Raw genomic sequence first — 25969 nt, 5'->3', positions numbered from 1 at the left:
TCAGGCTGGCCTGAGGTCGTGATTTGAGTACACTGGAAGGCCCCCTTAGGGGCCTTTCTTTTTTCATCACGGCAAGGAGCCAGGATGCAGACCACAGAACGTGCGCTTGAGATAAGCGACGACAAGGGGCGCCTCGACGTCCCGCTCATTCACCGTTTCCTCAGTGAAGAGGCCTACTGGTGCCTCGGCATTCCCCTCGCTACCCTGCAGCGGGCCATCAACCACTCCCTGTGCTTCGGAGCCTATCTCGACGGCCAGCAGGTCGCCTTCGCCCGGGTCATCACCGACAAGGCAACCTTCGGTTATCTCGCCGACGTCTTCGTGCTGCCCGAACATCGCGGGCGCGGTCACAGCAAGGCCCTGGTGGCAGCCATCCTCGCCCACCCGGAGCTGCAAGGGCTGCGCCGTCTCTCCCTCGCCACCTCCGATGCCCACGGCCTCTACGCCGGCTTCGGTTTTGTGCCGCCGAGAAGCCCCGGCAGCCTGATGGAAATCTACGACCCCGAGATCTACCGGCGTCCCTGAGCCCGGCCGATCGCCAGATCCGTCGCCGGATCACCTTCCGGGCAGCGGCGCTGTGACGCCAGCGCCCGGGAGTGCTAGATTGGCAGCCGGCATTTCACTCTCCCTGCAGACTCGTCAACCACAAGGATGGCAACCGTGGCCCAGCACTCTCCCTCTTTCTCCGCCTTCTCTCCCTTGTTGCAGGAGCAGGCCCTGCGCCACTGGCAGCGGCTGCTCGCCCTGGCGCCCCAGTATGACGCACTGCCCGAGCCCACCCGCCAGACCCTGCTGACCCTGCTCGGCCTCTCCGACTTTGTCGCCGACTCCCTTATCAAGCAGCCGGGGCTGCTGGCCGAGACCCTGGCATCGGACGCACTGACCCGGGCCGAGCGCTGGCCCGCCTATGAACCTGAGCTCGCAGCCCTGCTCGCCGAGGTCGCGGACGAGGAGGCGCTCAAGCGCATCCTGCGTCAGTTCCGCCGCAGCCGCATGCTGGTGATCGCCTGGCGCGAGCTGCTCGGGGAGTCCGAGGTCGAAGAGAGCTTCATCCATCTCACCAAGCTGGCGGATGCCCTCATCTGTGGAGCCCGCGACTGGCTCTACGCCAAACAGTGCAGCGAGCTGGGCACCCCCATGGACGGCGATGGCAACCCCCAGCCGCTGCTCATCCTCGGGATGGGCAAGCTCGGCGGCGGCGAGCTCAACTTCTCCTCGGACATCGACCTTATCTTCACCTTCCCCGAGAACGGCTACACCGTTGGCGGGCGGCGGGAGCTCGCCAACCAGCAGTTCTTCATCAAGCTGGGGCAGCGTCTCATCAACGCCCTCCACCAGCCCACCCAGGATGGTCAGGTGTTCCGGGTCGACATGCGGCTGCGCCCCTTTGGCGATGCGGGGCCGCTCGCCATCTCCTTCGCCGCTATGGAGGACTACTACCAGCATCACGGCCGCAACTGGGAGCGCTACGCCATGGTCAAGGCGCGGGTGCTGGGCCCCCAGTGTGAACACGCCACGGCCCTGACCGAACTGCTGCGCCCCTTCGTGTTCCGCCGCTACATCGACTTCGGCGTCATCGACGGCCTGCGCCAGATGAAGGCGATGATCGCCGCCGAGGTGCGCCGCAAAGGACTGGAGGGCAACATCAAGCTGGGGGCCGGGGGCATTCGCGAGGTGGAGTTTATCGCCCAGGCGCTGCAACTCATCCGTGGCGGGCGCGAGCCCGCCCTGCGGGTACGCCACCTGCCCGAGGCGCTGGCCGCCATCGCCCAGGGGGGCGCCCTGGAGGGGAGCCAGTGCGAACGCCTGCTCACCGCCTATCGCTTCCTGCGCCGGGTGGAAAACATCTTGCAGGAGATCGGCGATCAGCAGACCCAGACTCTGCCCACCGAGGATCGGGATCGCCAGCGGCTCATCGCCACCCTCGGCTTTACCGACTGGGACGCCTTCATGGCCCACCTCGATGAGGAGATGGCCGCCGTCCATCAGGAGTTCGTCGCCGTGGTGGGGGAAGAGAAGGAGGCCCCCGCCCACCTGGAACAGCTCTGGCTCGATCTCTGGCGCACCGAGCTCGATGCCGCCGAGCTGGAAAAACTGCTGACCACGCAGGGAGTGGTGGAGCCCGCCCCCCTCGGCGCCGCCCTGCTGCGTTTCAAGGAGGAGTACAAGCGCCGTCAGGTGGGGCCCCAGGGGCGTATCGCCCTGGACTGGCTGATGCCGGAGCTGCTGCGGCTGGTGGTGGCGAGCCGCGAGCCCGCCCGCCTGTTCGAGCGGGTCTGCACCCTGCTGACTCGCATCTTCACCCGCAGCGCCTATCTGCAACTGCTGGCGGAAAACCCCGCCGCCCTGCGCCAGCTGGTACGCCTGTGTGACGAGAGCAACCTGGTGAGCGAGCAGCTGGCCCGCTACCCCATCCTGCTGGACGAGCTGCTGGATCCCCAGCACCTCTACCACCCCACCCCGCTGGATCAGTACAAGCCCCAGCTGCGCCAGTTCCTGCTGCGCATCCCCGAGGAGGATGTGGAGCAGCAGATGGAGGCGCTGCGCCAGTTCAAGCAGGTGCAGCTCCTGCGCATCGTCGCCGCCGACATCGCCGGCGCCCTGCCGCTGATGAAGGTGAGCGACCACCTCACCTGGCTGGCGGAGGCGATCACTGAGGAGGTGGTCAATCAGGCGTGGGCCCAGATGAGCGAACGCTACGGGGTGCCGCCCGAGGTGGCGGTGAGCGGCCAGCGCGGCTTTGCGGTGGTGGCCTACGGCAAGCTGGGGGGCATCGAACTCGGCTACGGCTCGGATCTCGATCTGGTGTTCCTGCACGGCGGCGACCCCAACAGTTACACCGATGGCCGCAAGCCCATCGACAGCCGCCAGTTTTACCTGCGCCTGGCCCAGCGGATCCTGCATCTGTTCAGCACCCGCACTCCGTCCGGCATCCTCTACGAGATCGACATGCGGCTGCGCCCCTCCGGCGACTCAGGCCTGCTGGTCTCATCGCTGTCGGCCTATGAGCAGTACCAGCAGCAGGAAGCCTGGACCTGGGAGCATCAGGCCCTGGTGCGAGCCCGTCCCATCTATGGCGATGATACCGTGGTCGCCGAATTTGCCCGCATCCGCCGCGACGTGCTGGCCAAGGAGCGGGATCTGCCCACCCTGGCCCGCGAAGTGCGGGAGATGCGCCAGAAGATGCGGGATCACCTGCTCAAGGCGGGAGAGGGAGAGTTCGATCTCAAGCAGTCCCCCGGTGGCATGGTGGACATCGAGTTCATCGCCCAGTACCTGGTGCTGGCCCATGCCTGCGGTGAGCCGGACGCCCTCACCCGCTGGTCAGACAATGTGCGCATCTTCGATGAGTGCGTGATGGCGGGGGTACTCACACTGGAGCAGGCAGAGGGGCTCAAGCAGGCCTATCTGGAGATCCGCAACCTCGGCCATCGCCTCAATCTCTCGGAGATCTCCCGCAAGGTGGGGGACGATCAGTTGCCGCGAGAGCGGGGCCATGTGCTGGCGGTCTGGCAACAGCTGCTGGGATAATAAGCAGAAGGGGCGCCATGGCGCCCCTTCTCGTTGACGAGAGGCTTGTTGAAGATGACCTAGCGCCCACCTGCCACATCAATGAAGGTGCCGGTGGCATAGGAGGCCTCGTCCGACAGCAGCCAGGCGATGGCGGTCGCCACCTCACGGGGTTCGCCGCCCCGTTGCAGCGGAATGGCCCCCTTGATCCTGTCCACCCGGCCGGGCTCGCCGCCGTCGGCATGCATGTCGGTGTAGATGAAACCCGGACGCACCCCGTTGACCCGGATCCCCTGGGCCGCCAGCTCCAGCGACAAGCCTCTGGTCAGCACGTCGACTGCCCCCTTGGCGGCGGCATAATCCACGTACTCCCCGGGGGAGCCCAGCCGGGCAGCGGCCGAAGAGACGTTGACGATGGCGCCCCCTGCCGTCATGCGGCGCACTGCCTCGCGGCAGCAGAGAAAGCAGCTGGTGACATTGGTGGTCAGAGTCTGGTTGATGCGCTCTGCGCTCATCTCCAGCACCCGCATCTGGGGCTGCAACCTGCCGGCGTTGTTCACCAGGTGGGTAACGGGGCCGAGCCTCGCGTCCATCTCCTCGAACAGGCGCACCACCTCGGCCTCCACGCTGACATCGGCCTGCACCGCGATGCACTCGACCGGATGGGTGGCCAGGATCTCGGCCACCACCGCCTCGGCGGACGCCCTGTCCTGACGATAGTTGAGACAGAGATGGTAACCCTGCGCCGCCAGATAGCGGGCTGTCGCGGCCCCGATACCTCTGCCACCGCCGGTGATCAGCACCCGTTTGTTCATGAACCCTCCTGGTTCCCGGTTTCGAAGACTATTTCGCATAGTACCTCATGTTGCCGACCACACCTCGTCCCGTAACGCCCGGCACCACAGCAAAGAGCCCGCACGGGGCGGGCTCTTGATGACAACAACGGGAGGGTGGCTATTTGAACAGGCCCTTGAGCAGCTGGTCCGCCACCCCCTTCACCCCTTCGTTGTCGGCCTTGTCACCCAGCAGCTTCTTGAGACCGCGCTCGGCCTCCTTGCGGGCCTTCTCCTCCAGCACCTTGTTGTTGCTGAGCAGTGCCTTCACGTCGAGCTTGTAGCTCGGCGCCTGCCAGTGGCCGCCGATGCGCACCGGTATGGTGATGTCCTTGAGCTCGTCCACCGTCTTGCCCCCCTGTCCCTTGCTGCTCTCCACCACGGAGGTGAGGAACAGGAAGTCGAGGGTCTCCGGCACCAAGGCGGTCTGGCCCTGCCCCTTCACCCGCAGGGCGGGGGCAAAGAGCTGGATGTCGTCGCTCCTGGCAATCCCGTCGGCAATCTGGAAGCTGGCGGTGAGGGCGCTGAAATCGGTCTTGCGCACCTCCTTCACCTGATCCGCTCCCTTGCCGGTCAGGGTGGCCCGCGCCTCGCGGATCATCTCCGCCAGGTTGATGCCGTGCAGGGCACCGTCGCTCAACTTGAGGTTCACCTTGCCCTGCATCCGGCTGCGCAGCGCCTGCTCGGAAAGACCGCTACCCTGCACCTCCACCTCCAGATCCCCCTTGCCTTCCAGCAGGTCGGTCTGGGCCAGGGTCTGCAGCAGGGGCCGCACTTCGACTCCCTGCACCCGCTTATGCACCTGATAGCGGGCCGGCTGCTGACGGGCATCAAGCACGCCGCTGGCGGTCACCTGGCCGCCGGCCACCCCGGCGCTGAACTGCTTGAGGGTGAGCTGGCCACCGGCCAGGGCCAGTTGCAGATCGACGGCGCTCAGATCCAGCCCCTTGAGGCGCAGGCTGCCCAGTTGCAGTCGGCCAGCCAGGTCCACCGACTTGAGGGCGGTAAGATCCGGTTCGGCCGTGGAGAGCGCCCTGTTGGCGGGCACGGCGGTCTGTGTCGGCGTTCCGGCCGGTGCAGCCGCTCCCGAGGTGGCGGCCACAGGTGCAGCCTTGGCCGGTTGACCGAGCCAGCCGTCGAGATCCAGCTTCTCCCCCTTGAGGTCAAAGTCCACTTTGGGAACGGCCCCCAGACGAACGGCGCCGCTGCCGCTCAGCAGAGCATCATCCACCCCCATCACCAGGTTGCTGAGGGTGACGGCCTGCTTGTCCAGCTCGGCGCGGGCAAAGCCAGCGAGTTTGAGCTGCATCTGCGGGCGCGGCAGGGCATCGCCGCTCAGCTTGGCGGCCAGCACGGCATCCGACAGCTCCAGCAGTTGCCGGTTTTCATCGAGGCGCGCCTTGAGGGTCCCCTCCAGCGTACCGGCCAGGGTCGGCTTGTCCGCCGCCCCCTGTGCCCCGCTGAGGCTAAGGCTCAGACTGCTCCACTCCCCCAATGCCAGCCGATCGGCCTTGAGGGAGAAAGCATCCAGCCGCTGGGTCGGCTGGTTCAGGCTGCCGCTGAGATTGAGATCCTTAAGCTCGCTCTTCATGGCCTCCCGGGCCGGTTTGAGCTGGGCCTGACCCTTGAGATCAAAGGCCAGATCCCCCTGTGCCCCCTTGGCCGCCAGGGTCACCGGTACCCACTCCCCCGGGGTCAACTGCCCCAGATCGAGATCCAGCCTGTCGAGCCGGGAGACGGTACCGCTGCGGTCGTCCCGCACCAGGGCGCTGGCATCCACCAGCGCGATGCCTTGCAGGCTGATCTGCCAGGGCTGTTTGTCACTGGCGGCTGGGGGCGTCGTTGCGGCGGGCTCGGAGGTCGCCTCCCCCTTGGGGTCGGCGGAGGCCTGGAGTAGATCCCTCAGGTTGGAGCTGCCGTCAGCCCTGGTCTGGATAAACAGATGAGCGCCGCTCAGGGTCACCTTGCCGATCTCAAGTCGGTGGGAGAGCAGCGGCAGCAAGCCTACCGAGGCCTCACCCTGCTCGAATCGCACCAGGTCGGGCTCGGCAAAGCCGGCGGGGTTGCGTAGCGCCACCTTCTCGAGGGAGAGGCCCAGGCTTGGCCAGAAACGCCAGCCGATATCCCCTTGTATCACCAGCTCGCGGCCGGTGCTCTTGCGCACCTGCTCCGCCAGCTGGGGCTTGAACTGGTTGGGATCGATGAGAGACACCAGGGCGGCGATGGCCACCACGGCCGCCAGCGCCAACCCCAGCAGGATGTAGATGATCTTCTTCACGATGGACTCCTTGAATGCGGATCTTGTGGCTGACTATACCACCGGGGGGATGACAGATGGGGCCCGTCTGCCAAAACGGGCCAGCGGCGAGACAGGGATGGTCGCAGCTAGTGCAGCCAGCGCAGCTCTTCCAACGCGCGGCAATAAAAAGGGCCCCGCAGGGCCCTGATGATAGTGGATGGCTGGCGCCCGTCTCGCCCGGATCAAGGCTGACGCGGCAGCTCCCTGTAGCCCATCTCGTACAGGGTGAAGGCATAGATGTCCGCACTCTGCTCGATAAGTTTGGCCACCGGCGTGCCCGCCCCGTGCCCGGCATTGGTCTCGATGCGGATGAGCTGGGGATGGGGGCCGGCATTGTCGGCCTGCAGGGTGGCGGCAAACTTGAAGGAGTGGGCCGGCACCACCCGATCGTCGTGATCCGCCGTGGTCACCAGGGTCGAGGGGTAGCTGACCCCGGGCCGGACGTTGTGCAGGGGCGAGTAGCCCTTCAGGTAGTCGAACATCGCCTCGCTGTCGGCGCTGGTGCCGTAGTCATAGGCCCAGCCCGCCCCGGCGGTGAAGGTGTGGTAGCGCAGCATGTCGAGCACCCCCACCGCCGGCAGGGCGACCCGCATCAGATCCGGCCGCTGGGTCATGACCGCCCCCACCAGCAGACCGCCGTTGGAGCCACCTCGGATCGCCAGCCGATCGGTGCGGGTGTAGCCCTCGGCCTTGAGGTACTCGGCCGCCGCGATGAAATCGTCGAACACGTTCTGCTTGTTCTGCTGGGTGCCCGCCAGGTGCCAGGCCTGGCCGTACTCGCCGCCCCCGCGCAGGTTGGCCACCGCATAGACGCCCCCCAGATCCAGCCAGTTGGCTACCGACACGCTGAAGCTCGGGGTCAGGCTCACGTCGAAGCCGCCATAGCCGTAGAGGATGGTCGGGTTGCTGCCATCGAGGTTCAGCCCCTTGCGGTAGCTGATGATGAGCGGCACCCGGGTGCCGTCCTTGCTCTGGTAGAAGCGCTGCTCGGAAACGTAATCCTCCGGTTTGAACGGCGCCGCCGAGGCGCGATAGAGGCTGATGGCGCCGCTCTTGGGCTCGAACCGGTAGAGAGTCGGCGGCTGGGCATAGTGCTCGAAGCCGAAGTAGAGGGCGGGATCGTCGTGCTTGCCGTTGAAGCCACTGACGCTGCCAAGGCCGGGCAGCGCCACCTCGCGCACCCGCTTGCCTTCGTAGTCGAACTGCTCGACCCGGGCGGTGGCATCCACCATGTACTCGGCAAACAGATAGCCGCTGCCGCTGTGTACCGTCAGCACCTGCTGACGCTCGGGGATGAGATCCCGCCAGCGCGCCGGACCCGGGTTGGCGGCATCCACCGTCACCAGCCGGCCGTTGGGGGCGTCCCGGTTGGTCAGCAGATAAAGGGTGCCGCCCTGGTTGTCCACCAGGCTCACGTCCGCATCCAGATCCCCCTGCACCGTCAGCAGCGGCGCGTTCTCCTGGCCCAGATCCTTCACATAGAGGCGGTTGCCGGAGGTGGAGTTCGCCGCCGAGATGAGCAGGAAGCGGTCATCTTCGGTGACGGTCGCCCCCACGTAGCGGTGGTGCTGGGCCGGGATGGCGCCGAACACCAGCCGGTCATCCTCCTGCGCCGTGCCGAGCCGGTGGAAATAGACCTTGTGCTGATCGGTCCTGGCCGACAGCTCGCTGCCGTCGGGCTTGTCGTAGCTCGAGTAGAAGAAGCCCTCGTTGCCGAGCCAGCTGATGCCGCTGAACTTCACGTCCCTGAGGGGCGCCTCCAGCGGCTGCTTGCTCTCTACGTCCATCAGGTGGATCTCGCGCCAGTCGCTGCCGGCCAGCGACAAGGAGTAGGCCAGGATGCGGCCATCGCGGGAGAAACTCAGCTGATCCAGCGCCGTGGTGCCGTCGGGGCTGAGGGTATTGGGATCGAGGAATACCTCCGCCGGCTTGCCCTCCAGCTGGCGCCACAGGACGTTTTGGTTCTGCAGACCGTCGTTCTTGAAGAAGTAGTGGTAGCGCCCCTCGCGAAACGGCGCCCCCTCCTTGGCGTAGTTCCAGGAGGCGGCCAGCTTCTCCTTGATGGCGGCGCGATACGGGATCTGCGCCAGGTAACCCTGAGTCACCCGGTTCTGGGCCTTGACCCAGGCCTCCGTCTCGGGGCTGCGGTCATCCTCCAGCCAGCGATAGGGGTCGGCCACGGCCTGGCCGAAATAGTGATCCACCTGCTCACCCTGGCGGGTGACCGGGTAGTGAAGGCGCGTATTCCCTGACATGGCATCCTCTCTGGTTGGCTGGCCGCTGCACGCACAGAGCAGTGACAGGGCCAGCAGGCTGACAATGGCTCGCATCGAGGCGGCTCCCTGCGGTTTGAGTGAGCGGGCAGGTTAACAAAGCGCGCCGGATGGCCCAACCCCCCGACCGGTGGCAGAGGGTGGCCCGCCGACACGGGGGAGCCATATGAATTTTTTCGCTTAAGTTTGCCGCTTTATTTTGTTTGTTATCCGGCCCTTGGGTCACAGGATGGAATAAGACACCAGCCAACGTGAGCCATTCAGGATAAAGCATGCCGTACAGCTACCTATCACATCTACGTTGCAGCAAGACCGGCGAGATAGTGAATGCCGATCAGCCCCAGCAGTTGAGCCCGGTCGGTGCCCCCTTGCTGGCCAGTTACGACCTCGAGGCCCTGAAACAGGCCTGGCACCCGGCCGCTCTGCTGGGGCGCCCCGCCAGCCTGTGGCGCTACCACGAGCTGCTGCCGGTGCGCGACCCCGCCCAGGTGATCACCCTGGGGGAAGGCTTCACCCCTCTGCTGCCCCTGCCCGCTTTCGGCAAACAGATCGGCATTCCGGATCTCTGGATGAAGGATGAGAGCATCATCCCCACCGGTTCTTTCAAGGCCCGCGGCGCCGCGGTCGGCGTCTCCCGCGCCCGGGAGCTCGGCATCACCCACTTCGCCATGCCCACCAACGGCAACGCCGGTGCGGCCTGGGCGCTTTATGGCGCCCGCGCCGGCTTGCGCAGCACCATAGTCATGCCCCAGGCGGCACCCGCCATCACAAGACTGGAGACCTCGCTGGCCGGTGCCCGCCTCTATCTGGTGGATGGCCTCATCAGCGACGCCGGTCGCCAGGTGGCCGAGGCGGTGGCCGAGCAGGGGCTGTTCGATGCCTCCACCCTCAAGGAGCCCTATCGCATCGAGGGCAAGAAGACCATGGGGCTGGAGATAGCAGAGCAGCTCGGCTGGACCCTGCCGGACGTCATCCTCTACCCCACCGGCGGCGGGGTTGGTCTCATCGGCATCTACAAGGCGCTGCGGGAGTTGCAGGAGCTGGGCTGGGTCAAGGGGCCGCTGCCGCGACTGGTGGCGGTGCAGGCGAGCGGCTGCGCGCCCATCGTCCAGGCCTGGCAGCAGGGGGAGCGCGAATCGCGCTTCTGGCCCGATTCCCAGACCCTCGCTTTTGGCATCAACGTGCCCAAGGCGCTGGGGGACTTTCTGGTGCTGGACGCCCTCTATCGCACCGAGGGGTGCGCCGTCGCGGTGGACGATGGCGCCATCCAGCGCGAGATCCGTCAACTCGCCGCGCGCGAAGGCAGCTTCGTCTGCCCGGAAGGGGCGGCCGCCTTCGCCGCCGCCCGCCAGCTGCGGGAAGCTGGCTGGATACAGGGGGGCGAGCGGGTGGTGGTGCTCAACACCGGCGCCGGCATCAAGTACCCTGACGCCATCACGGTCGTGCCCCAGCGGCTGCGCCGCGACGGGAGGATCCCGGCATGAGCTTCGACTGGTCCTTTGTTCTCACTACCCTGCCGACGTTCGGCCAATCGGTCTGGGTCACCTTGCAGCTCGGCGCCATCGTGATCCTCACCTCGCTCGCCGTGGCGATACTCAACGTGACGCTGCAAAGCCTGCACAAGCCCTGGCTGAACGGGGTGATCCGCGCCTATGTGGAGCTGGCCCGCAACACGCCGCTCTTGATCCAGCTGTTCTTTCTCTACTTCGGGCTGCCGGCGCTCGGCATCTCGCTCTCCGGCTTTGCCACGGCGGTGATCGCCATGACCTTCCTCGGTGGCGGTTACCTCACCGAGGCGCTGCGGGCAGGCGTTCAGGCAATCCCCCCCAGCCAGCTGGAAGCAGGCCGGGCCATCGGCCTCTCCCGTTGGCAGCTGCTGCGCCACGTCCAGCTGCCCCAGGCCTGGCTCGCCAGCCTGCCGGCGCTGTTTGCCAACTTCATCTTTCTGCTCAAAGAGACCACGGTGGCTTCGGCGGTGGCGGTGCCCGAGCTCCTCTACACCACCAAGAACTACATCGCCCTCTACTACAAGACCTACGAGATGCTGGCGGTGCTGACCTTGATGTGCGTGCTGATCTTTCTGCCGCTCTCCCTTGCCCTGCGCGTCGTTGAAAGGAGGCTGCAACATGGTCAGTTCGGTCATTGAGCAACTGATGAAGGCACCTATTGTCCTGCTGCCGCCGTCACTCGCCACCCATGCACAAGAAAGGAGGGATCACTATGGCCAGTCCGGTCACTGAGCAGTTGGCGCAGGCGCTGCCGCTGCTGGCGGTGGGCGCGGGCCAGACCCTCGCCATCTCCCTGCTCGCCATCCTGTTCGCCACCCTGGGCGGGGTCGGTTACGGCGTGCTGGCCCAGCAAGGGGGAAGGCTGACTCGGGTCGTGCTGCGGGTCTATCTGGAGCTGTTTCGGGTGGTGCCCGTGCTGGTCTGGCTCTACCTCTTCTTCTTCGGGCTGCCGATCTTCTTTGGCCTGGATATCCCGGCCTTCTGGTGCGCCGTGCTGGTGCTGGCCCTGTGGGGCGCCAGCGAGGTAGGCGAAGTGGTTCGCGGCGGCCTCAACTCCCTCGCCCGCGGCCAGCAGGAGGCTGGCCTGGCGCTCGGGCTCTCCCGCTGGCAGCTCTATCGCCACGTGCTGCTGCCCCAGGCGCTGCAACGGCTGACGCCGCCGACCATCAACATCTACACCCGCATCATCAAGACCAGCTCCCTGGCGGTGCTGATCGGGGTGGTGGAGGTGATCAAGGTGGGCCAGCAGATCATCGAGCGCACCTATGGCTCGCTGCTTATCTACGGTCTGCTGTTCCTGTTCTTTTTTCTGGTCTGCTATCCGCTCTCGCTCGCCTCGCGCCGGCTGGAGCAACAATGGGGTAATGCGGTATGACACCTCTGCTTGAGCTCAATGCTGTCAGCAAACAATTCGGCCAACACCGGGTACTGGACGAGGTCAGCCTCACGGTGAACGCCGGGGAAGTGATTGTCATCCTGGGGCCAAGCGGTTGTGGCAAGAGCACCTTGCTGCGCACCCTCAACGGGCTCGAACCCATTCAGGGGGGCGACATTCGCTTCGACGGAGAGTTGCTGGATGCCAGCACCGACTGGCAGCGGCTTCGCCAGCGCATCGGCATGGTGTTCCAGAGCTATCACCTCTTCCCCAACCTGACGGTGCTGGAGAACGTGCTGCTCGGCCCTGTGCAGGTGCAGAAGCGGGAGCGGCAGGAGGCCCTGCTGCAGGCGGAGCAGCTGCTGACCCGCATCGGTCTGTGGGAGCGGCGCCATGACTATCCGCGCCAGCTCTCCGGCGGCCAGCAGCAGCGCATCGCCATCGTGCGGGCCCTGTGCATGAACCCCCAGGTGATGCTGTTTGACGAGGTGACCGCAGCGCTGGATCCCGAGATGGTACAGGAGGTGCTGGAGGTGATCCGGGATCTCGCCGGCAGCGGCATGACCCTGCTCATCGTCACCCACGAGCTGGCGTTCGCCCAGGCGGTGGCGGATCGCATCGTCTTCATGGACGGTGGCCACATCCTGGAGCAGGCCGCCCCCCATCAGTTTTTCGAGAGCCCGCGCAGCCAGCGTGCGCGCCAGTTCCTCGCCAAGTTTTCTTATACAACTGTCAGCAAACGAAAGGAGTCAGCATGAAGATAATTACCTCGGTCCTGTTTAGCGCCCTCATCGGCCTGGGCCTCGCCAGCGGCGCCGCCCAGGCAGAAGACGGTTCCCTCGCCAAGATCAAGGCGCGGGACAAGCTCATCGTCGGTGTCTTCACCGACAAGCCGCCGTTTGGCTATGTGGACGAGAAGGGCAACTACGTCGGCTTTGACACCGATCTCGGCCGCCGCTTCGCCAAGGATCTGCTGGGGGACGAGAACAAGGTCGAGTTCGTGGCGGTGGAGCCCGCCAGTCGCATTCCCTTCCTGCAGAGCGACAAGGTGGATCTGATCCTCGCCAACATGACGGTGACCCCGGAGCGGCGGCAGGTGGTGGACTTCACCAACCCGAACCTCAAGGTCGCGGTGCAGGTGCTGGTGCCGGAAGGCAGCGACGCCAAGAAGCTCGACGATCTGGCCGGCAAGCGGCTTATCGTCACCACCGGCACCACGGCCGACATCTGGCTGACCCGCAACCACCCGGACTGGAAGGTGCTCAAGTTCGAGAAGAACACCGAATCCCTGCAGGCCCTGGCCCAGGGCCGCGGCGATGCCTATGCCCAGGACAACCTGGTGCTGTTCAGCTGGGCCAAGGAGAACCCGGGCTATCGGGTGCTGCCCGAGAAGCTGGGCTCGGAAGACCCCATCGCGCCGGCGGTGAAGAAGGGCAATATCGAGCTGCGTGACTGGGTCAACGACCGTCTCGCCAAGCTGGGGGAAGAGAAGTACCTGCTGAAACTCTACGACCAGTATGTGCGCGACAAACTGAGCGCCGATACCGATCCCAACGACGTGATAGTGGAAGGAGGCAAGTGGCAGGGTTGAGCCCTGCCCCCACAGCAGTGCTGAGTGTGAAGTGTGTGATCTTTGGTTCCGTTGGTCTGCAAACCGCAAGGTTTGACCTTTCCAGGCGCCCCCTCCAGGTGGCGCCTTTTTTTTGTTTGCAAGACCCCGGCAGGCGGGACACCCGCTCTGTGAGCCAGCTCCCCCTGCCCCGGGATGCCCTGTGCCATCCTCACTGAAACGGCAGCGGGAGGAGAAACCCATGTGGATAGAGGCCGAGCCTGTCTACGGCGCCCTGGTGTCCCTGGCCATCGGACTCATCATCGGGCTGGAGCGGGGCTGGCAGGTGCGCCAGCTCGGAGACAACCAGCGCATCGCCGGGATGCGCACCTATGGCCTCATCGGTCTGCTCGGCGGGGTCTGCGCCCTGCTGCTGCCCACCCTGGGCGCCTGGCTGGCCCTGCTCGGTCTGCTGACCGTGGTGACGGGGTGCGGCCTCTCGGTCTGGCTGGCCCAGCGCTGGCAGGGGGAGTTCGGCCTCACCAGCTCGGTAGCCATGGTGCTCACCTACCTGCTGGGGCTGATGTCGGTGCTGCAGAGCCCGAGCGAGGCGGTGGCCTGCGCCGTGCTGGCGGCCCTCCTGATGGGGCTCAAGGGCAAGATCCAGCAGGGGATGCTGTTCTTGAGCGAAATGGAGTTTCACGCCACCCTGCGCTTTCTGCTTATCTCCCTGGTGCTGCTGCCGGTGCTCCCCGATACCGAGATGGGTCCCCTCAATGCCTTCAATCCCTTCAAGATCTGGCTCATGGTGGTGATGATCGCCGGCATCTCGTTCTGTGGTCACTTCGCGGTGCGCCTGCTCGGCACCCGCTCCGGGCTGGTGCTCACCAGCATGCTGGCGGGGCTCGCCTCCTCCACCGCCCTCACCCTGCAATTTGCCCGCCTCAACAAGGAGCAGGGAGGGCTGGAGCGGCTGCTGGCCACCGGCATTCTGCTGGCGGGAGCCACCATGTGGCTCAGGCTGCTGGCACTGGTGCTGATCATCCACGGAGAGCTGGCGCTGCGTCTGGCTGTCCCCCTGCTGCTGCTGGCAGCCATCGTCTACGGCTTTGCCTTCTGGTTCTGGCGCCAGCGGGAAGAGATGCCGGACGGCCCGGTACAGCCCGAAACCCGCAACCCGCTGGATCTCGCCACCGCCATCAAGTTCGGTCTGCTGCTCGCCCTCATCGGCTTCATGGCCACCCTGCTGCAAAGCAAGGTGGGCAACTCCGGGGTCTATCTGCTGTCGCTGGTCTCCGGCATCACGGACGTGGACGCCATCACCCTCTCCCTCTCCCAGCTCGCCCAGAAGGAGCTGGCCCTGGAGGTGGCGGCCAGGGGCATACTGCTCGCCGGGCTGGTCAACTCCCTGGTGAAAGGGGTGCTGGCACTGGTGATTGGCGGACGCAGCCTGGGGCGGCGGGTCTTGCTCCCCTACCTCGTCTCCATCCTGCTCATCCTGCCCCTTGTCCTGTGACGTGATGGCGTGATGACAGGATGACGGGGATCACCTGACGGGCCCGGCACTCTGACACCCCCTCCCCTTGTCGCGTATACTGCCCCCTCTTGCAGCAGGAGGAGATGACCATGGCAAGCGACTGGGACAAGGTACTGGCGGGGGGCGCCCTGGACAGCCAGAGCGAGGAGATAGCGAACGACCGCATTCGCGGCCAGGCGCTGCTGAGCCGGCTCAACGCCTCACCGGCGGGGGATCACGTCCTGCGCCAGCAGATCTGCCGCGACCTCTTCGCCCACTGTCCCGACTCCTGCTGGATCAGCACCCCCTTCACCTGCGAATTCGGCCGCAACATCCACATCGGCGAGAAGACCTTCTTCAACTTCAACATCACCATTCTCGACGTGGGCGAGGTGCACATCGGCAACCATGTGCTGCTGGCCCCCAACGTGCAGATCTACACCGCCACCCACACCATGGACTATCTGGAGCGACGCAACTGGACCGCCTACAACAAGCCGGTGCGGATCGGCGATGACTGCTGGATTGGCGGCGGGGCCATCATCTGCCCAGGCGTCACCATAGGGCCCCGCTCCATCATAGGGGCTGGCGCCGTGGTCACCCGGGACATCCCGGCGGACTCCCTGGCGGTGGGTAATCCGGCCCGGGTGATCCGCACGCTACAACCGGGCGAGACTCGGGATCAGGCGTGCCTGTCATGATGGCCCTTGCCCTGCTGCCTTTGGGTTGGGCAGGCTGGCTCGGCGCGCACGATGCCAACTGGTGGCCGCTGGCCCTGATCCTGCTGATGAGCCTGCTGACCCTGGTCGTCTACGCCTGGGACAAACGCCAGGCCATTCGTGGCGGCTGGCGCGTCCCCGAGGCCCGCCTGCATCTGCTTGAGCTGTGCGGCGGCTGGCCTGGCGCCCTGGTCGCCCGCCAGTGGCTGCGCCACAAGACCCAGAAGGGGAGCTACCGCCTGCGGTTCTGGGCCATCGTCTGGGGGCAGTTGCTGCTGCTCGGGATCTGGCTCGGCTGGCCGCTCTGGCCGCTCTGAACAACCAGGCGGGCATTGCCGCCCAGGGTCGGGTATGAGACAACGACAGCACGGGAGACAGATCCTCTCGTTCAAATATTGAAAGGAGTCATTCATGACCATGTGGACAGGTATCGTTCTGATCGTCTTTATCAGCGTGTCGTTCAGCTATCTCACCAAGCGCGCCCGCTACCAGATGGGGGATGCCCGCATTACCGACCGTCTTGGCAAGCAGGACATGATCATCAAGGAGTTGCAGGAGCGCATCGCCAATCTGGAGGCCATCGTCATCGAGGAGGAGAAACGCCGCCCGTTCAAGGATCTCTGATCCGGCAAGCCGGGTGGCAAACCAACCAGCCCCCGGGCTGCAAGGGTTTGCCGCCGCCCCCGTTCGCACCCGCTCGCCCTCTGCCTGGCAAAAACGAAATTCACAGCAGGATCAATCCCCTGCCATTTTTCGGCTGAATGCTCGCCAAGCTGGCCCGTTCCCTGCTCCGTCATGACATCAGTCGTACGGAGAGTGACATCATGATCGCCATCGGCACCCTGCTTCCCCTCGCCTCCCTTGCCATCAAGCTCGGCAGCAAGCTGCTGGGCGACGGTACGCCGCCCACCCAGACCGAGCCCGCCGTGCAGGAAGAGCGGCTTGCCCCCACGGTGCAGAGCCTGTTCCAGCGCCTCGGCATCCAGGAGGCTGACAGCGAGCAGAACCGCCCCGCAATCAACCACTTCATGGGGGCGCTGATGCAGACCCTGGGCCAGGAATCCTCGGGCCAGCCCCTGCCCCAGGCCATCGATGCCGCCCGCACCCAGTTGGCAGACGGCACCCAGAGCACCCGCCTCGACGCGCTGCAGAGCGAGCTCGACACCCTCAAGGGCTCCCTCGGCAACAGCGGCCTCAACCTCGATTAGCTGCTCTATGCCTTCAAGCAAACCCTGCCCCAGGGCCCGGGGGAAGGCGTAGGCAAGCTGCTCAATGCCAGCGCGTGAGCGGGAGTGGAACCATGAAAAACGGCAACCTGGCGGTTACCGTTTTTTTTCGGGCGGCTCCCTGGGTGCCACGCTAGGACTGTGAAGGAGGCGGGCTCAGCATGGCGCCGGCCAGTGCGGTCTGCCCGCGCTCCTGCAGGGCATTGGCCGCTCCCAGGCGATCCGCCGCCTCCTTGTTCTGACCCAGCTTGAACTTGCCGACCAGCCGCTCAATCTCGATCTCTATGCCCACCACGGCCTGCACCATGGTCTCGAGATAGTCTCTCGGTGCATCCGCCATCTTCCAGGGAATGGACTCTCCCGCCTCGTGGGTACGGGTCAGGGTCGCGAGCAAGCGACGCACGAAGCGGGCATCGTCCCTCACCCGGATACGGCCATGGGCGTGCACCACGGCATAGTTCCAGGTGGGCACCTGCTTGTGATGAACCTGCTTGCCCGGATACCAGCTGGGGGAGATATAACCCTCGGCGGCGCGGAAGATCACCAGCACCTCGTCGCCGTCTTTCACCTCCTGCCAAAGCGGGTTGTTGCGGGCCACATGGGCCCGCAGCACCCCGTGGGCCCCCTGCTCCCCATCGAACTCGAACGGCAGGTGGTTGGCATCCAGCCCCCCTTCACCACAGGTGATCAGGGCCCCCAGAGGGTGCGCCTGCATCAGCTGGTGCAGCGCCTCGGGGTCGGTAACGGCGAAATGGGGTGGCAGGTACATGGGAACTCCTTGATCCGGTTGACGCGTCCATACGCATTGCAGCGGGATCATGCCCTGCCCGGCACGGGCCGTCACCCCGAATGTGCCCACTGAGCCAGTTCATTGCCGCAGGTGAACGCAATTCCACATCATCATCCACAAACGCGATATAACACCCTATGTTCACGATGCGAATATCACCTTAACAGCCCAAGTGAATGGAAAAACAACATCAATGACAAAGATAATTCCGCTTTACCCCCCTCCCCCCTTCGCCAGATAGCCGATACGGTAGATCTCGCCCCCGGCAGGCAAGGGCGATGAGAGGGACGGGAGAAAATCCGCCTCCAGCCATTCCCATCGGGTGAGACCCCAGCCGCTCACCATGGCCTCGCCGTGCAGGTCGGCCAGCTGGTCGTGGGAAGCGACCTTGGTGCGCCGCAGCCTGGCCATGCAAGCCCCGTCGAGGGAGGCCGGATCCGGCGACCGCAGCAGATGCCAGGTCTCGATGCGGGGCCAGCCGAAATGCCGGGTGAGCGCCGCGAATCCCTCGCTTGCCAGGAATCGGTGCATCGCCTCGGCGCTGTGCCACACATAGAAGGGGGCATAGCGGTTCTCCTGCCCCGGCAGGGCCCCATCGTCCTGACGGCTGTAGAGATAGGCCTTGAACAACAGACCGGGAAAGCCGTCCAGTCTGGCGCCATTGCTGGCGATCCGCTGCTCGATCAGCGCCATGTCGTAGTCTGCGGGCAGGGTGAATCGGTAGTGCATGGCGATCATGAGGCCACCTCCTGTCTGAACATCCGGCCCTGGCCGAAACTCCACGCCTCGGCATCGGTCTGCTGGATCACCACCATGAGGTTGTCGGGATGGATCCCAAGCTCGGCCTCAAGGCGCTCGGCGAGACGTGCATAAAGCCGCTCCCTGGTCGCGGTGCTGCGCACCTTGCCCGCCAGGATCTGGAAGAGGATGAAACCCTGGTCCCGGCGGCCGGTCTGGTAGTGGGGGTCATAGATGAGCGCACTGGCAGGCAAGATCTCGAGGATCTGGAATTTATCCTCCGGCGGCACCTCGAACACCTCCACCAGGGTCTGGTGGTAGAGGGCGCTGAGTTGTTGCAGGTGTGCGTCGCTCATCCCCTCGCACAGGGTGATACGGGTCAGCGGCATGGGGTCACCTCCTCGCGGGGGGGCAGATAGCCCACGGCCGTCACTGCGGCGGGCAAACCGGCGTAGAAGGCAAGATGGGTAAACAGCTCTTCCAGCTCATCCCGGGACAGGCCGTTTTGCCGGGCGAATGCAATATGCCAGGGCAGTTGTTGCACCCGGCCCAGGGACGCCAGGATGGCCAGGGTGATCAGGCTGCGCTCGCGTGCCGAGAGGGTGGGGCGCTGCCAGATATCGCCAAACAGCGTCTCTTCCGCCAGTCGGGCGAGTCGGGGGGCAAGCTGCGCCAGGGCGGCGCGATCGGGAACATCAGGTGTCATGGCAATCTCCTTGGTGGATGAAGCCACTCTCCCTCACTGCTACAATTTAAAAAATCGAAATATTCAAGACCAATCATCCCGATTATAAGGATAGTTATGTCACCCCTTCCCCCCAGCCTGGATCTCGATGCCCTGCGCAGCTATGTGCTGGGGCTGGAGTGCGGCAGCTTTGCGCTGGCGGCGCAGCGGCTGTGCCGCTCCACCTCGGCGGTCAGCGCCCAGTTGAAAAAACTCGAACAGCAGTGCGGCACCGATCTGGTCATGAAGCAGGGACGTCACCTGGTGCCGACAGCCAGCGGTGAGCGCCTGCTGGGCTACGCCAAGCGGCTGCTGGCGCTCAATGACGAAGCCGTGCTCGCCCTCAAAGGGGAACTGCTGCAAGGGGAGATCCGGCTCGGGGTGCAGGAGGACTTCGGTGAATCTTTGCTCCCCGCCGTGCTGGGGCCCCTCTGTCGCCAGCACCCGGCCCTGCGCATGACGACCCGCATCGATCGCAACGGGGCTCTGGTGCAGGGGATCAGGGAGGGCACCCTCGACATGGCTCTCGCCTGGCAGCCACAGGGAGAGCGGGAGGATCTTCCCCTCATCAAGGTGGTGCAACTGGCCTGGATTGCCCACCCCGAGTGGGACCCCGTCCCTTTGCTCGCGCGCGGGGAGCCCCTGCCCCTGGTGCTCTTCGATGCCCCCTGCCTGATGCGGGCACGGGCCATCCGCGCCCTCGACGATGCAGGGATCCCCTGGCGGATCGCCTTCACCAGCCAGAGCCTGGGCGGGATCTGGGCCGCCGTACAGGCCGGGCTCGGGATCACGGTGCGTTCCGCCATCGGCATGCCGGCCAGTCTCGCCACCCTCGGCGGCGTGCTGCCCTCACCGGGCACCCTGGGGGTGGTGCTACTCGCCGCCAGCCATGAAACCGACGAGGCCAGGAGCCAGTTGCAACGACTGCTCACGGACGCCGTACATCATGCCAGCGCCGGACACAGGGGCTGAACAGCGCCTGGTCAACGCGCCCCACGGCGCCGAGGCGTACCCATAAAAAAACGGCAACCCTGGGGTTGCCGTTCTGCCTTCTTGTTCCCATGGCGAGCCGCTTGGCTTAACCCGCCCGTTTGGCCAGCCAGGCCTCGGCGGCGGTGAGGGCTACCTCTATCTGCTCGCGAGCGACGCCTCCCTTGGCAACCCGCTTGGCCAGAGTCGCTTCCAGCTCCAGGTTCGGGTAAACATCCTCCCCCACCACGGGGCTGAAGCGCTGGAACTCGGGGAGGGAGAGCTCTTCCAGGGGCTTTTTCACCTGGATCGCATAGACCACGGTCTCGCCGACGATATGGTGCGCCTCACGGAACGGGATGCCCTTGGCCACCAGATAGTCCGCCAGCTCGGTGGCATTGGCGTAACCGCCCTGGGCCGCCGCCATGGTCCGCTCGCCATTGACCTTCAGATCGATCAGCACCAGCGCCGCCATATCGAGGCAGTCGTGCCAGGTGTCGAGGGCGTCGAACAGCCCCTCTTTGTCTTCCTGCATGTCCTTGTTGTAGGCCAGCGGCAACGCCTTGAGGCTCATCAACATGCCCATCTGGGCGCCGACCACCCGGCCGGTCTTGCCACGAATGAGCTCCAGCGCGTCCGGGTTCTTCTTCTGGGGCATCAGGGACGAGCCGGAGGTGACGGCGTCAGACAGCTCGACAAAGCCCGCCTCGCCGGTGTTGTAGAAGATGAGGTCTTCGGCAAACCGCGACAGGTGGGTCATGGAGAGGGACGCCACGTGCATCAGCTCCACCACGTGATCCCGATCGGAGACCGAATCCAGGCTGTTGCGGGTAGCGCCGGCAAAGCCCATGTCGAGCGCCAGGGCTTCGCGGTCGATGGCATAGGCGGTGCCCGCCAGGGCGCCGCAGCCAAGCGGGCTGGTGTCGAGGCGCTTGAGGGCATCCTGCAGACGGGAATGGTCCCGCTCCAGCATCTCCACATAGGCCAGGGCCCAGTGGGCGTAAGTGACCGGTTGGGCACGCTGCAGGTGGGTGTAACCCGGCAGCACCGCGGCCTGGTTGGCACGGGCGGAGGCCACCAACCCCTGTTGCAGGGCGGTGATGGAGCCGAGCAGCAGTTCGCCCTGTGCCTTGCACCAGAGTTTAAGGTCGGTGGCGACCTGATCGTTGCGCGAGCGACCGGTGTGCAGCTTCTTGCCAAGGGCGCCGACGGCGTCGATGAGCTGGCTCTCGACCCAGGAGTGGATGTCTTCGGCGTCCGAGTTCAGGATCTGCTGGGGATCCTGCTGCACGGAGGCGAGCAGTACCTCCATCGCCTGCTGCAGCTTGCCCTGTTCACCCTCGGTCAACACCCCCACCTTGACCAGCGCTTTGGCCCAAGCCATGGAGCCTTGAATATCCTGCTCCGCCAGACGGTAGTCGAACCGCAGCGAATCGTTGAACTGCTTGAACCGGCTATCGGCTCCCTGACTGAAGCGTCCACCCCAAAGTGCCATACTGCTCTCCTTGAATGCGTTGTCGGCGGCCCCTTGCGCCGTCGAACTTGAAATCTTGCCCTGTTTTTCTGCGAGCCTGTTATCTCACAGAAGCGGCCAGGGCGCAGCCGCTCTTGTCACACCCGATGAGGATGGCAAAGGGCCTCTCTGCCTGTAAAAGAGGGGGCCATGCCCCCTCGTATCAACGGGTGATAGCGCTTGCTTAGCCGTGGGTATGGTCGCCACCGATGGCTTGATGCTGCTCTTTCATGGCGCGGATCCGGCTCGCCAGGGTGTAGAGACGGATGAAGCCTTCGGCATGGCTCTGGTCGTACACTTCGTCGGCACCGAAGGTGGCGAAGTCTTCGGAGTAGAGGCTGTTCGGCGACTTCTTCTGCACCGCGGTGACCTGACCCTTGTACATCTTCAGCACCACTTCACCGTCGAGCTCCTCGGCGATGGCGTTGGCGGAGGCGACAATGGCCTTGCACAGCGGGGTGAACCAGCGACCGTCATACACCAGGTGGGAGAACTCGGCACCCAGCTTTTCCCGCCAGGCGCGGGTCGGTCTGTCCAGTACCAGCTCTTCCACGGCGCGCAGTGCGGCAACCATCACGGTACCACCCGGGGTCTCGTAGCAGCCACGGGACTTCATGCCCACCATCCGGTTCTCGGTGATGTCGATCCGGCCCACGCCGTGCTTGCCAGCACGTTCGTTCAGGGTGGTCAGGATCTGGTGCGGGCTGAGCGGCTGGTCGTCAACGGCGACCACTTCGCCCTTGGCCACGGTCAGCTTGACGTATTCCGGCTCGTTCGGGGCATCCTCTGCAGAGACGGTCCACTGCCAGACGGCTTCGGACGGCTCGTTCCAGGTGCTCTCCAGCTCGCCACCCTCGGTGGAGATGTGCCAGGCGTTGGCGTCGCGGCTGTAGATCTTCTTCAGGGTCGCCTTGCAGGGGATGTTGCGGGCTTCCAGATAGGCCAGCAGATCTTCCCGGGAACGCATGTCCCACAACCGCCACGGGGCGATCACTTTCAGTTGGGGAGCCAGGGCAGCTACCGCCCCTTCGAACCGCACCTGGTCGTTGCCCTTGCCAGTGCAACCGTGGGAGATGGCATCAGCCCCTTCCGCCAGGGCAGCCTCGACCATCGCCTTGGCGATCACCGGACGGGCCATGGAGGTACCCAGCAGGTAGGTGCCTTCATAGACGGCGCCGGTCTTCAGGGTCGGGTAGACATACTCTTTGACGAACTCTTCCCGCAGATCCTTGACGATGCACTTGACCGCGCCGGAGGCGATGGCCTTCTGCTCGATCCCTTCCAGATCGTCACGCTCCTGGCCCACGTCGGCGACGAAGGCGATGATTTCAGCGTCATAGTGCTCCTTCAGCCAGGGAATGATGGCCGAGGTATCCAGTCCGCCCGAGTAAGCCAGTACGATCTTGTTGATTCCGCTCATTTACTTCTCTCCGTGATGATTCGATAAAAAGGGGTGATTCCGGGTCGGTTGCCGGATTACTTCTGGCCCTGTCCGAACAGGGTCAGCAGCACGGCGTTCTGGATATGCATCCGGTTTTCTGCCTCATCCATGATGAGGGAGGCTGGGCCGTCCATGACCTCCGAGGTGATCTCCAGCTCCCGGTGGGCCGGCTGGCAGTGCAGCACGTGCTGGATGCCGGTCCGATCGAGCAGGGCCTGGTTGATCTGATAAGGCATGAAGATATCTTTTACCTGCTCCATTGGTGTGTTGTCACCCATGGAAACCCAGGTATCGGTATAAACCACGTCAAAGCCTTCGATATCCGCGACATCATCGCTGATATGTATGGTCGCGCCAGATTGAGCTGCCAGCGCCTGGGCCTGCAGGAAGATCTGGGTATCCGGGCCATGACCTTTCGGGCAGACCAGGGTCACGTCGGTGCCGAGGGTCGCCCCCAGCAGCAGCAGGGAGTGGCTCACGTTGTTGCCATCGCCGAGATAGGCCAGCTTCACCTTGGCCAGATCGCTGTAGTGCTCGCTGATGGTCATGAAATCCGCCAGCCCCTGGCAGGGGTGGTAGAGGTTGCACAGGCTGTTGACCACAGGCACCGAGCCGAACTCGGCCAGCTCGACCAGGGTCTGGTGATCGAACACCCGGGCGACGATGGCATCACACCAGCGGGACAGGTTGCTGGCGAAATCCTTCACCGACTCCCGCTTGCCGAGCGCGCCGTTCTGCTGATCCAGATAGACGCTGTGACCACCCAGTTTGGCGATGCCGATGTCGAAGGTGACCCGGGTACGCAGGGAGGGCTTCTCGAACAGGGTGACCACGCTCTTGCCCGCCAGGGCCTGGCTGTATTTCTTCGGATCGGCCTTGACCGCTTTACCAAGCGCCAGCAGCGCCTCGATCTGGGCCTTGCTTAAATCACTGTCTTTCAGAAGATGTTGCATCGGATTGTCCTTTTCCCGGTGGAGATCAGAGGGTGACCTGGGTGCCAACAGCGCCGCCAGCCAGCAGCTTGAGCAGCTGATCCGGGTAGCGCCAGCTGGCGACACAGACCGGCTTGCCCAGGGTTTCTGCGGCGTGCAGGGCGGCTTTCACCTTGACGGCCATGCCGTCCGTGATAACGCCCTTCTCCATCAGGTCCAGCGCGCTCTGCTTGTCCAGTTGCGGCACCAGCTTGCCCTTGCCATCCAGAATGCCGCTCACATCCGACAGCATCACCAGATCGGCGCCCAGCGCTTCGGCGATGGCGGTGGCCGCCTGATCCGCATTGACGTTCATCATCTGTCCGTCGGCGGTAATGCCGATGGAGCTCACCACCGGCAGGAAGCCCTGCCCCAGGATGCCGGCCACCAGCGCCGGGTTGCCCGGTTTGCAGTCACCGACCGCACCGAGATCCGGATCGAGCTGGGTCACCTGGCACAGACCGCCGTCGGCGAGGCACAGACCCACAGCAGGAATGCCGGTGGAGATGGCCTTGGCCATCATCATCTTGTTGGCGGTCCCGGCCAGGGCACCGGCAATCACGGGGATCTGCTCGAACGGGGTCACCCGCAGGCCGTTCTTCTTGGTGGAGGTCATGCCCAACCCCTTGAGCAGGTCGTCCACCAGGCAGCCACCACCGTGCACCAGCACCAGAGGACGGTGCTGATCATCCAGGAAGGTCTTCAGGGTGGCGAACAGGGCGGTCAGGGCCTCGTCGTTCTCGATCAGGGCACCACCCAACTTGATTACCAGCGTCTGCTTGTCCATCTTCTCGATCCTTTCTTAAAGCGTTAAATCAGGCCGGTGGCCGGTTCAAAACCAAACTTGATATTTATGCACTGCATGGCTTGCGAGGCGGCCCCCTTGAGCAGGTTGTCGATGGCAGAAACCACCACCAGCATGTTGCCCTGCTGCTGCCAGGCGATGTCGCAGTAGGGCGTGCTCGCCACGCCGCGGATGGAGGGCATCTGGCCGGTGAGGCGTACCAGCGGCTTGCCTTCGTAGGCCTTGAGGTAGGCCTGATCCACCTGGGTCTGCGTCACCCCTTCAGCCAGTTGCACATAGATGGTGGCCAGGATGCCCCGCACATAGTTGCCGAGGTGGGGCTGGAACAGCACCTCCTTGCCGAGGTGGTGGCTGATCTCCGGCTGGTGCCTGTGATTGAAGGTGCCGTAGGGATTGAGGCTCACTTCGCAGAAACTGGTGTTGATGGCGGCCTTGCGACCGGCCCCGGAGACGCCGGAAACCGCATTGATGATGGGCTGCCATCCCTGGGCAATCAGCCCGGCCTGTTGCAGCGGCTTGAGGGCGCACAGGGAGGCGGTCGGGTAGCATCCCGGCACGGCAATCAGCTGGGCGGCCTTGACGGCATCGGCATTCCACTCGGCCAGACCGTAGGCGGCCTGCTCCAGCCACTGCTCATTCTCGTGGGTGAAGCCGTAGAAGGAGGAGTAGAACTGCTGATCGTTGACCCGGAAGGCACCGGAGAGATCGAACACCGGCAACCCCTTGGCCAGGAACTTGGGCGCGAGTTCTGCACTCACCTCGTGAGCAGTGGCCAGCACCACCAGATCGGCCTGGGTCAGGATCCGGGTCATGCCGTCTTCGTCCAGGGGCAGCAGCGGCTGATCCAGCTTGCCCACCCACTGGGGATGCAGGGAAGAGAAGCGCTTGTGGGCGTCCTGGCTGCCGGCGGAAACATAGAGGCCGAACAGCTCGAGTTGTGGATGGTTCTGGACCAGAGCGGCCAGTTCGGCCCCCGCGTAGCCACTGGCACCGACGATAACGGTCTTAAGCATGTTTGAGTATTCCAAGTCTGGGTTCGAAATTCACAGCATGGTGCTGCGGTGCAAGGGGTCGGCTATCGCCCCTTTGATGCAACGAGTGCGGAGGGGCAATTCAGGCGGATATGCGTCGTCGGTTACAGATCAGGTGACAGAACATTAACTTTCCCTTACAACTAGAAGCCTTGTCGATGAGCACTCGAACAGAATAT

24 protein-coding genes and 1 pseudogene are annotated in these 25969 nt (G+C 64.7%); 13 read left to right on the top strand and 12 right to left on the bottom strand.

Features of this window, described 5'->3' with window-relative positions:
- Positions 1–84: 84 nt before the first annotated feature.
- Complete coding sequence (locus AB5Y70_RS05310) at positions 85–525, top strand: GNAT family N-acetyltransferase (RefSeq protein WP_010675667.1); 441 nt, start codon at positions 85–87, stop codon at positions 523–525.
- A 135-nt stretch (positions 526–660) separates the two neighbouring features.
- Entirely contained in the window at positions 661–3531 is a 2871-nt protein-coding gene (gene glnE / locus AB5Y70_RS05305; protein ID WP_043154838.1) for a bifunctional [glutamate--ammonia ligase]-adenylyl-L-tyrosine phosphorylase/[glutamate--ammonia-ligase] adenylyltransferase, read from the top strand.
- A 59-nt stretch (positions 3532–3590) separates the two neighbouring features.
- Here glnE and AB5Y70_RS05300 read toward each other — a convergent pair whose 3' ends face one another.
- The 3 genes from AB5Y70_RS05300 to AB5Y70_RS05290 all read right to left on the bottom strand — a co-directional run bounded on the left by AB5Y70_RS05300 (position 3591) and on the right by AB5Y70_RS05290 (position 8972).
- Entirely contained in the window at positions 3591–4325 is a 735-nt protein-coding gene (locus AB5Y70_RS05300) for an SDR family oxidoreductase (protein ID WP_043154840.1), read from the bottom strand.
- A gap of 139 nt (positions 4326–4464) precedes the next feature.
- The gene (locus AB5Y70_RS05295; protein WP_043154842.1) at positions 4465–6621 is read right to left on the bottom strand and encodes an AsmA family protein; all 2157 of its coding nucleotides are present in this window, start codon (positions 6619–6621) and stop codon (positions 4465–4467) included.
- Positions 6622–6824: 203 nt separating this feature from the next.
- Complete coding sequence (locus tag AB5Y70_RS05290) at positions 6825–8972, bottom strand: prolyl oligopeptidase family protein (protein WP_043154844.1); 2148 nt, start codon at positions 8970–8972, stop codon at positions 6825–6827.
- A gap of 215 nt (positions 8973–9187) precedes the next feature.
- On the opposite strand from AB5Y70_RS05290, the gene AB5Y70_RS05285 reads away from it, so the two are divergent.
- The 10 genes and pseudogenes from AB5Y70_RS05285 to AB5Y70_RS05240 all read left to right on the top strand — a co-directional run bounded on the left by AB5Y70_RS05285 (position 9188) and on the right by AB5Y70_RS05240 (position 16868).
- The gene (locus AB5Y70_RS05285) at positions 9188–10399 is read left to right on the top strand and encodes a threonine synthase (protein ID WP_043154845.1); all 1212 of its coding nucleotides are present in this window, start codon (positions 9188–9190) and stop codon (positions 10397–10399) included.
- Complete coding sequence (locus tag AB5Y70_RS05280) at positions 10396–11061, top strand: amino acid ABC transporter permease (protein ID WP_043154846.1); 666 nt, start codon at positions 10396–10398, stop codon at positions 11059–11061. The genes AB5Y70_RS05285 and AB5Y70_RS05280 overlap by 4 nt, the downstream gene beginning before the upstream one ends.
- A gap of 74 nt (positions 11062–11135) precedes the next feature.
- Positions 11136–11798, top strand: a complete 663-nt coding sequence (locus tag AB5Y70_RS05275; RefSeq protein ID WP_043154847.1) for an amino acid ABC transporter permease — start codon at positions 11136–11138, stop codon at positions 11796–11798.
- Positions 11795–12556, top strand: coding sequence for an amino acid ABC transporter ATP-binding protein (locus AB5Y70_RS05270; RefSeq protein WP_043154848.1), 762 nt, complete (start codon positions 11795–11797; stop codon positions 12554–12556). Before AB5Y70_RS05275 ends, AB5Y70_RS05270 begins: the two co-directional genes overlap by 4 nt.
- On the top strand, positions 12553–13389 hold the full coding sequence (locus tag AB5Y70_RS05265; RefSeq protein ID WP_039040560.1) for a transporter substrate-binding domain-containing protein: 837 nt from the start codon (positions 12553–12555) through the stop codon (positions 13387–13389). Before AB5Y70_RS05270 ends, AB5Y70_RS05265 begins: the two co-directional genes overlap by 4 nt.
- A gap of 220 nt (positions 13390–13609) precedes the next feature.
- Positions 13610–14863 (top strand): MgtC/SapB family protein, encoded by a 1254-nt coding sequence (locus AB5Y70_RS05260; RefSeq protein WP_049636105.1) that lies wholly within the window; start codon positions 13610–13612, stop codon positions 14861–14863.
- A 110-nt stretch (positions 14864–14973) separates the two neighbouring features.
- A complete protein-coding gene (locus tag AB5Y70_RS05255; RefSeq protein ID WP_049636126.1) occupies positions 14974–15564 on the top strand; it encodes a sugar O-acetyltransferase in 591 nt (196 codons plus the stop codon).
- Complete coding sequence (locus AB5Y70_RS05250; RefSeq protein WP_039040562.1) at positions 15561–15899, top strand: DUF1294 domain-containing protein; 339 nt, start codon at positions 15561–15563, stop codon at positions 15897–15899. The genes AB5Y70_RS05255 and AB5Y70_RS05250 overlap by 4 nt, the downstream gene beginning before the upstream one ends.
- Positions 15900–15993: 94 nt before the next feature.
- Entirely contained in the window at positions 15994–16206 is a 213-nt protein-coding gene (locus AB5Y70_RS05245) for a hypothetical protein (RefSeq protein ID WP_043154852.1), read from the top strand.
- Between the two features lie 200 nt (positions 16207–16406).
- A pseudogene (locus tag AB5Y70_RS05240) lies at positions 16407–16868 on the top strand (hypothetical protein).
- 73 nt (positions 16869–16941) lie between these two features.
- Here AB5Y70_RS05240 and AB5Y70_RS05235 read toward each other — a convergent pair.
- From AB5Y70_RS05235 to AB5Y70_RS05220, 4 genes are all read right to left on the bottom strand, one after another.
- Positions 16942–17577, bottom strand: a complete 636-nt coding sequence (locus AB5Y70_RS05235; protein ID WP_049636106.1) for an FMN-binding negative transcriptional regulator — start codon at positions 17575–17577, stop codon at positions 16942–16944.
- A 234-nt stretch (positions 17578–17811) separates the two neighbouring features.
- A complete protein-coding gene (locus tag AB5Y70_RS05230) occupies positions 17812–18336 on the bottom strand; it encodes a DUF4865 family protein (RefSeq protein WP_049636107.1) in 525 nt (174 codons plus the stop codon).
- Positions 18333–18725, bottom strand: coding sequence for a tautomerase family protein (locus tag AB5Y70_RS05225; protein WP_049636108.1), 393 nt, complete (start codon positions 18723–18725; stop codon positions 18333–18335). Before AB5Y70_RS05225 ends, AB5Y70_RS05230 begins: the two co-directional genes overlap by 4 nt.
- Complete coding sequence (locus AB5Y70_RS05220; protein ID WP_045522042.1) at positions 18716–19042, bottom strand: carboxymuconolactone decarboxylase family protein; 327 nt, start codon at positions 19040–19042, stop codon at positions 18716–18718. The genes AB5Y70_RS05225 and AB5Y70_RS05220 overlap by 10 nt, the downstream gene beginning before the upstream one ends.
- Before the next feature lie 96 nt (positions 19043–19138).
- Between AB5Y70_RS05220 and AB5Y70_RS05215 the strand changes: the two genes are divergently transcribed.
- On the top strand, positions 19139–20032 hold the full coding sequence (locus AB5Y70_RS05215; RefSeq protein WP_049636109.1) for a LysR substrate-binding domain-containing protein: 894 nt from the start codon (positions 19139–19141) through the stop codon (positions 20030–20032).
- Between the two features lie 106 nt (positions 20033–20138).
- On the opposite strand, the gene argH is transcribed toward AB5Y70_RS05215, so the two are convergent.
- The 5 genes from argH to argC form a co-directional block, all read right to left on the bottom strand.
- Positions 20139–21524 carry an argininosuccinate lyase gene (argH, locus tag AB5Y70_RS05210; RefSeq protein ID WP_049636110.1) on the bottom strand — a complete coding sequence of 462 codons (1386 nt, stop codon included), beginning with the start codon at positions 21522–21524 and terminating at the stop codon, positions 20139–20141.
- Positions 21525–21726: 202 nt separating this feature from the next.
- Positions 21727–22962, bottom strand: a complete 1236-nt coding sequence (locus AB5Y70_RS05205) for an argininosuccinate synthase (RefSeq protein ID WP_010675687.1) — start codon at positions 22960–22962, stop codon at positions 21727–21729.
- Positions 22963–23018: 56 nt separating this feature from the next.
- A complete protein-coding gene (locus tag AB5Y70_RS05200; RefSeq protein ID WP_049636111.1) occupies positions 23019–23936 on the bottom strand; it encodes an ornithine carbamoyltransferase in 918 nt (305 codons plus the stop codon).
- Between the two features lie 25 nt (positions 23937–23961).
- Positions 23962–24741 carry an acetylglutamate kinase gene (argB, locus tag AB5Y70_RS05195; protein ID WP_010675689.1) on the bottom strand — a complete coding sequence of 260 codons (780 nt, stop codon included), beginning with the start codon at positions 24739–24741 and terminating at the stop codon, positions 23962–23964.
- Between the two features lie 23 nt (positions 24742–24764).
- Positions 24765–25772 (bottom strand): N-acetyl-gamma-glutamyl-phosphate reductase, encoded by a 1008-nt coding sequence (gene argC, locus AB5Y70_RS05190; protein ID WP_049636112.1) that lies wholly within the window; start codon positions 25770–25772, stop codon positions 24765–24767.
- Positions 25773–25969 lie beyond the last annotated feature (197 nt).

The sequence above is a fragment of the Aeromonas sp. s1(2024) genome (genome assembly GCF_040908005.1).
Classification (GTDB): Bacteria; Pseudomonadota; Gammaproteobacteria; order Enterobacterales; family Aeromonadaceae; genus Aeromonas; species Aeromonas caviae.
The sequence above is the reverse complement of the archived record's forward strand: the minus strand, read 5'-3'. Positions and strand labels throughout refer to the sequence as shown.

What these genes read in the sequence shown, in the direction of transcription:
- AB5Y70_RS05310 (WP_010675667.1), top strand. Translation starts at nt 85, where the DNA reads ATGCAGACCACAGAACGTGCGCTTGAGATAAGCGACGACAAGGGGCGC.
- AB5Y70_RS05300 (WP_043154840.1), bottom strand. Translation starts at nt 4,325, where the DNA reads ATGAACAAACGGGTGCTGATCACCGGCGGTGGCAGAGGTATCGGGGCC.
- AB5Y70_RS05290 (WP_043154844.1), bottom strand. Translation starts at nt 8,972, where the DNA reads ATGCGAGCCATTGTCAGCCTGCTGGCCCTGTCACTGCTCTGTGCGTGC.
- AB5Y70_RS05285 (WP_043154845.1), top strand. Translation starts at nt 9,188, where the DNA reads ATGCCGTACAGCTACCTATCACATCTACGTTGCAGCAAGACCGGCGAG.
- AB5Y70_RS05280 (WP_043154846.1), top strand. Translation starts at nt 10,396, where the DNA reads ATGAGCTTCGACTGGTCCTTTGTTCTCACTACCCTGCCGACGTTCGGC.
- AB5Y70_RS05275 (WP_043154847.1), top strand. Translation starts at nt 11,136, where the DNA reads ATGGCCAGTCCGGTCACTGAGCAGTTGGCGCAGGCGCTGCCGCTGCTG.
- AB5Y70_RS05270 (WP_043154848.1), top strand. Translation starts at nt 11,795, where the DNA reads ATGACACCTCTGCTTGAGCTCAATGCTGTCAGCAAACAATTCGGCCAA.
- AB5Y70_RS05265 (WP_039040560.1), top strand. Translation starts at nt 12,553, where the DNA reads ATGAAGATAATTACCTCGGTCCTGTTTAGCGCCCTCATCGGCCTGGGC.
- AB5Y70_RS05260 (WP_049636105.1), top strand. Translation starts at nt 13,610, where the DNA reads ATGTGGATAGAGGCCGAGCCTGTCTACGGCGCCCTGGTGTCCCTGGCC.
- AB5Y70_RS05255 (WP_049636126.1), top strand. Translation starts at nt 14,974, where the DNA reads ATGGCAAGCGACTGGGACAAGGTACTGGCGGGGGGCGCCCTGGACAGC.
- AB5Y70_RS05250 (WP_039040562.1), top strand. Translation starts at nt 15,561, where the DNA reads ATGATGGCCCTTGCCCTGCTGCCTTTGGGTTGGGCAGGCTGGCTCGGC.
- AB5Y70_RS05245 (WP_043154852.1), top strand. Translation starts at nt 15,994, where the DNA reads ATGACCATGTGGACAGGTATCGTTCTGATCGTCTTTATCAGCGTGTCG.
- AB5Y70_RS05235 (WP_049636106.1), bottom strand. Translation starts at nt 17,577, where the DNA reads ATGTACCTGCCACCCCATTTCGCCGTTACCGACCCCGAGGCGCTGCAC.
- AB5Y70_RS05230 (WP_049636107.1), bottom strand. Translation starts at nt 18,336, where the DNA reads ATGATCGCCATGCACTACCGATTCACCCTGCCCGCAGACTACGACATG.
- AB5Y70_RS05225 (WP_049636108.1), bottom strand. Translation starts at nt 18,725, where the DNA reads ATGCCGCTGACCCGTATCACCCTGTGCGAGGGGATGAGCGACGCACAC.
- AB5Y70_RS05220 (WP_045522042.1), bottom strand. Translation starts at nt 19,042, where the DNA reads ATGACACCTGATGTTCCCGATCGCGCCGCCCTGGCGCAGCTTGCCCCC.
- AB5Y70_RS05215 (WP_049636109.1), top strand. Translation starts at nt 19,139, where the DNA reads ATGTCACCCCTTCCCCCCAGCCTGGATCTCGATGCCCTGCGCAGCTAT.
- argH (WP_049636110.1), bottom strand. Translation starts at nt 21,524, where the DNA reads ATGGCACTTTGGGGTGGACGCTTCAGTCAGGGAGCCGATAGCCGGTTC.
- AB5Y70_RS05205 (WP_010675687.1), bottom strand. Translation starts at nt 22,962, where the DNA reads ATGAGCGGAATCAACAAGATCGTACTGGCTTACTCGGGCGGACTGGAT.
- AB5Y70_RS05200 (WP_049636111.1), bottom strand. Translation starts at nt 23,936, where the DNA reads ATGCAACATCTTCTGAAAGACAGTGATTTAAGCAAGGCCCAGATCGAG.
- argB (WP_010675689.1), bottom strand. Translation starts at nt 24,741, where the DNA reads ATGGACAAGCAGACGCTGGTAATCAAGTTGGGTGGTGCCCTGATCGAG.
- argC (WP_049636112.1), bottom strand. Translation starts at nt 25,772, where the DNA reads ATGCTTAAGACCGTTATCGTCGGTGCCAGTGGCTACGCGGGGGCCGAA.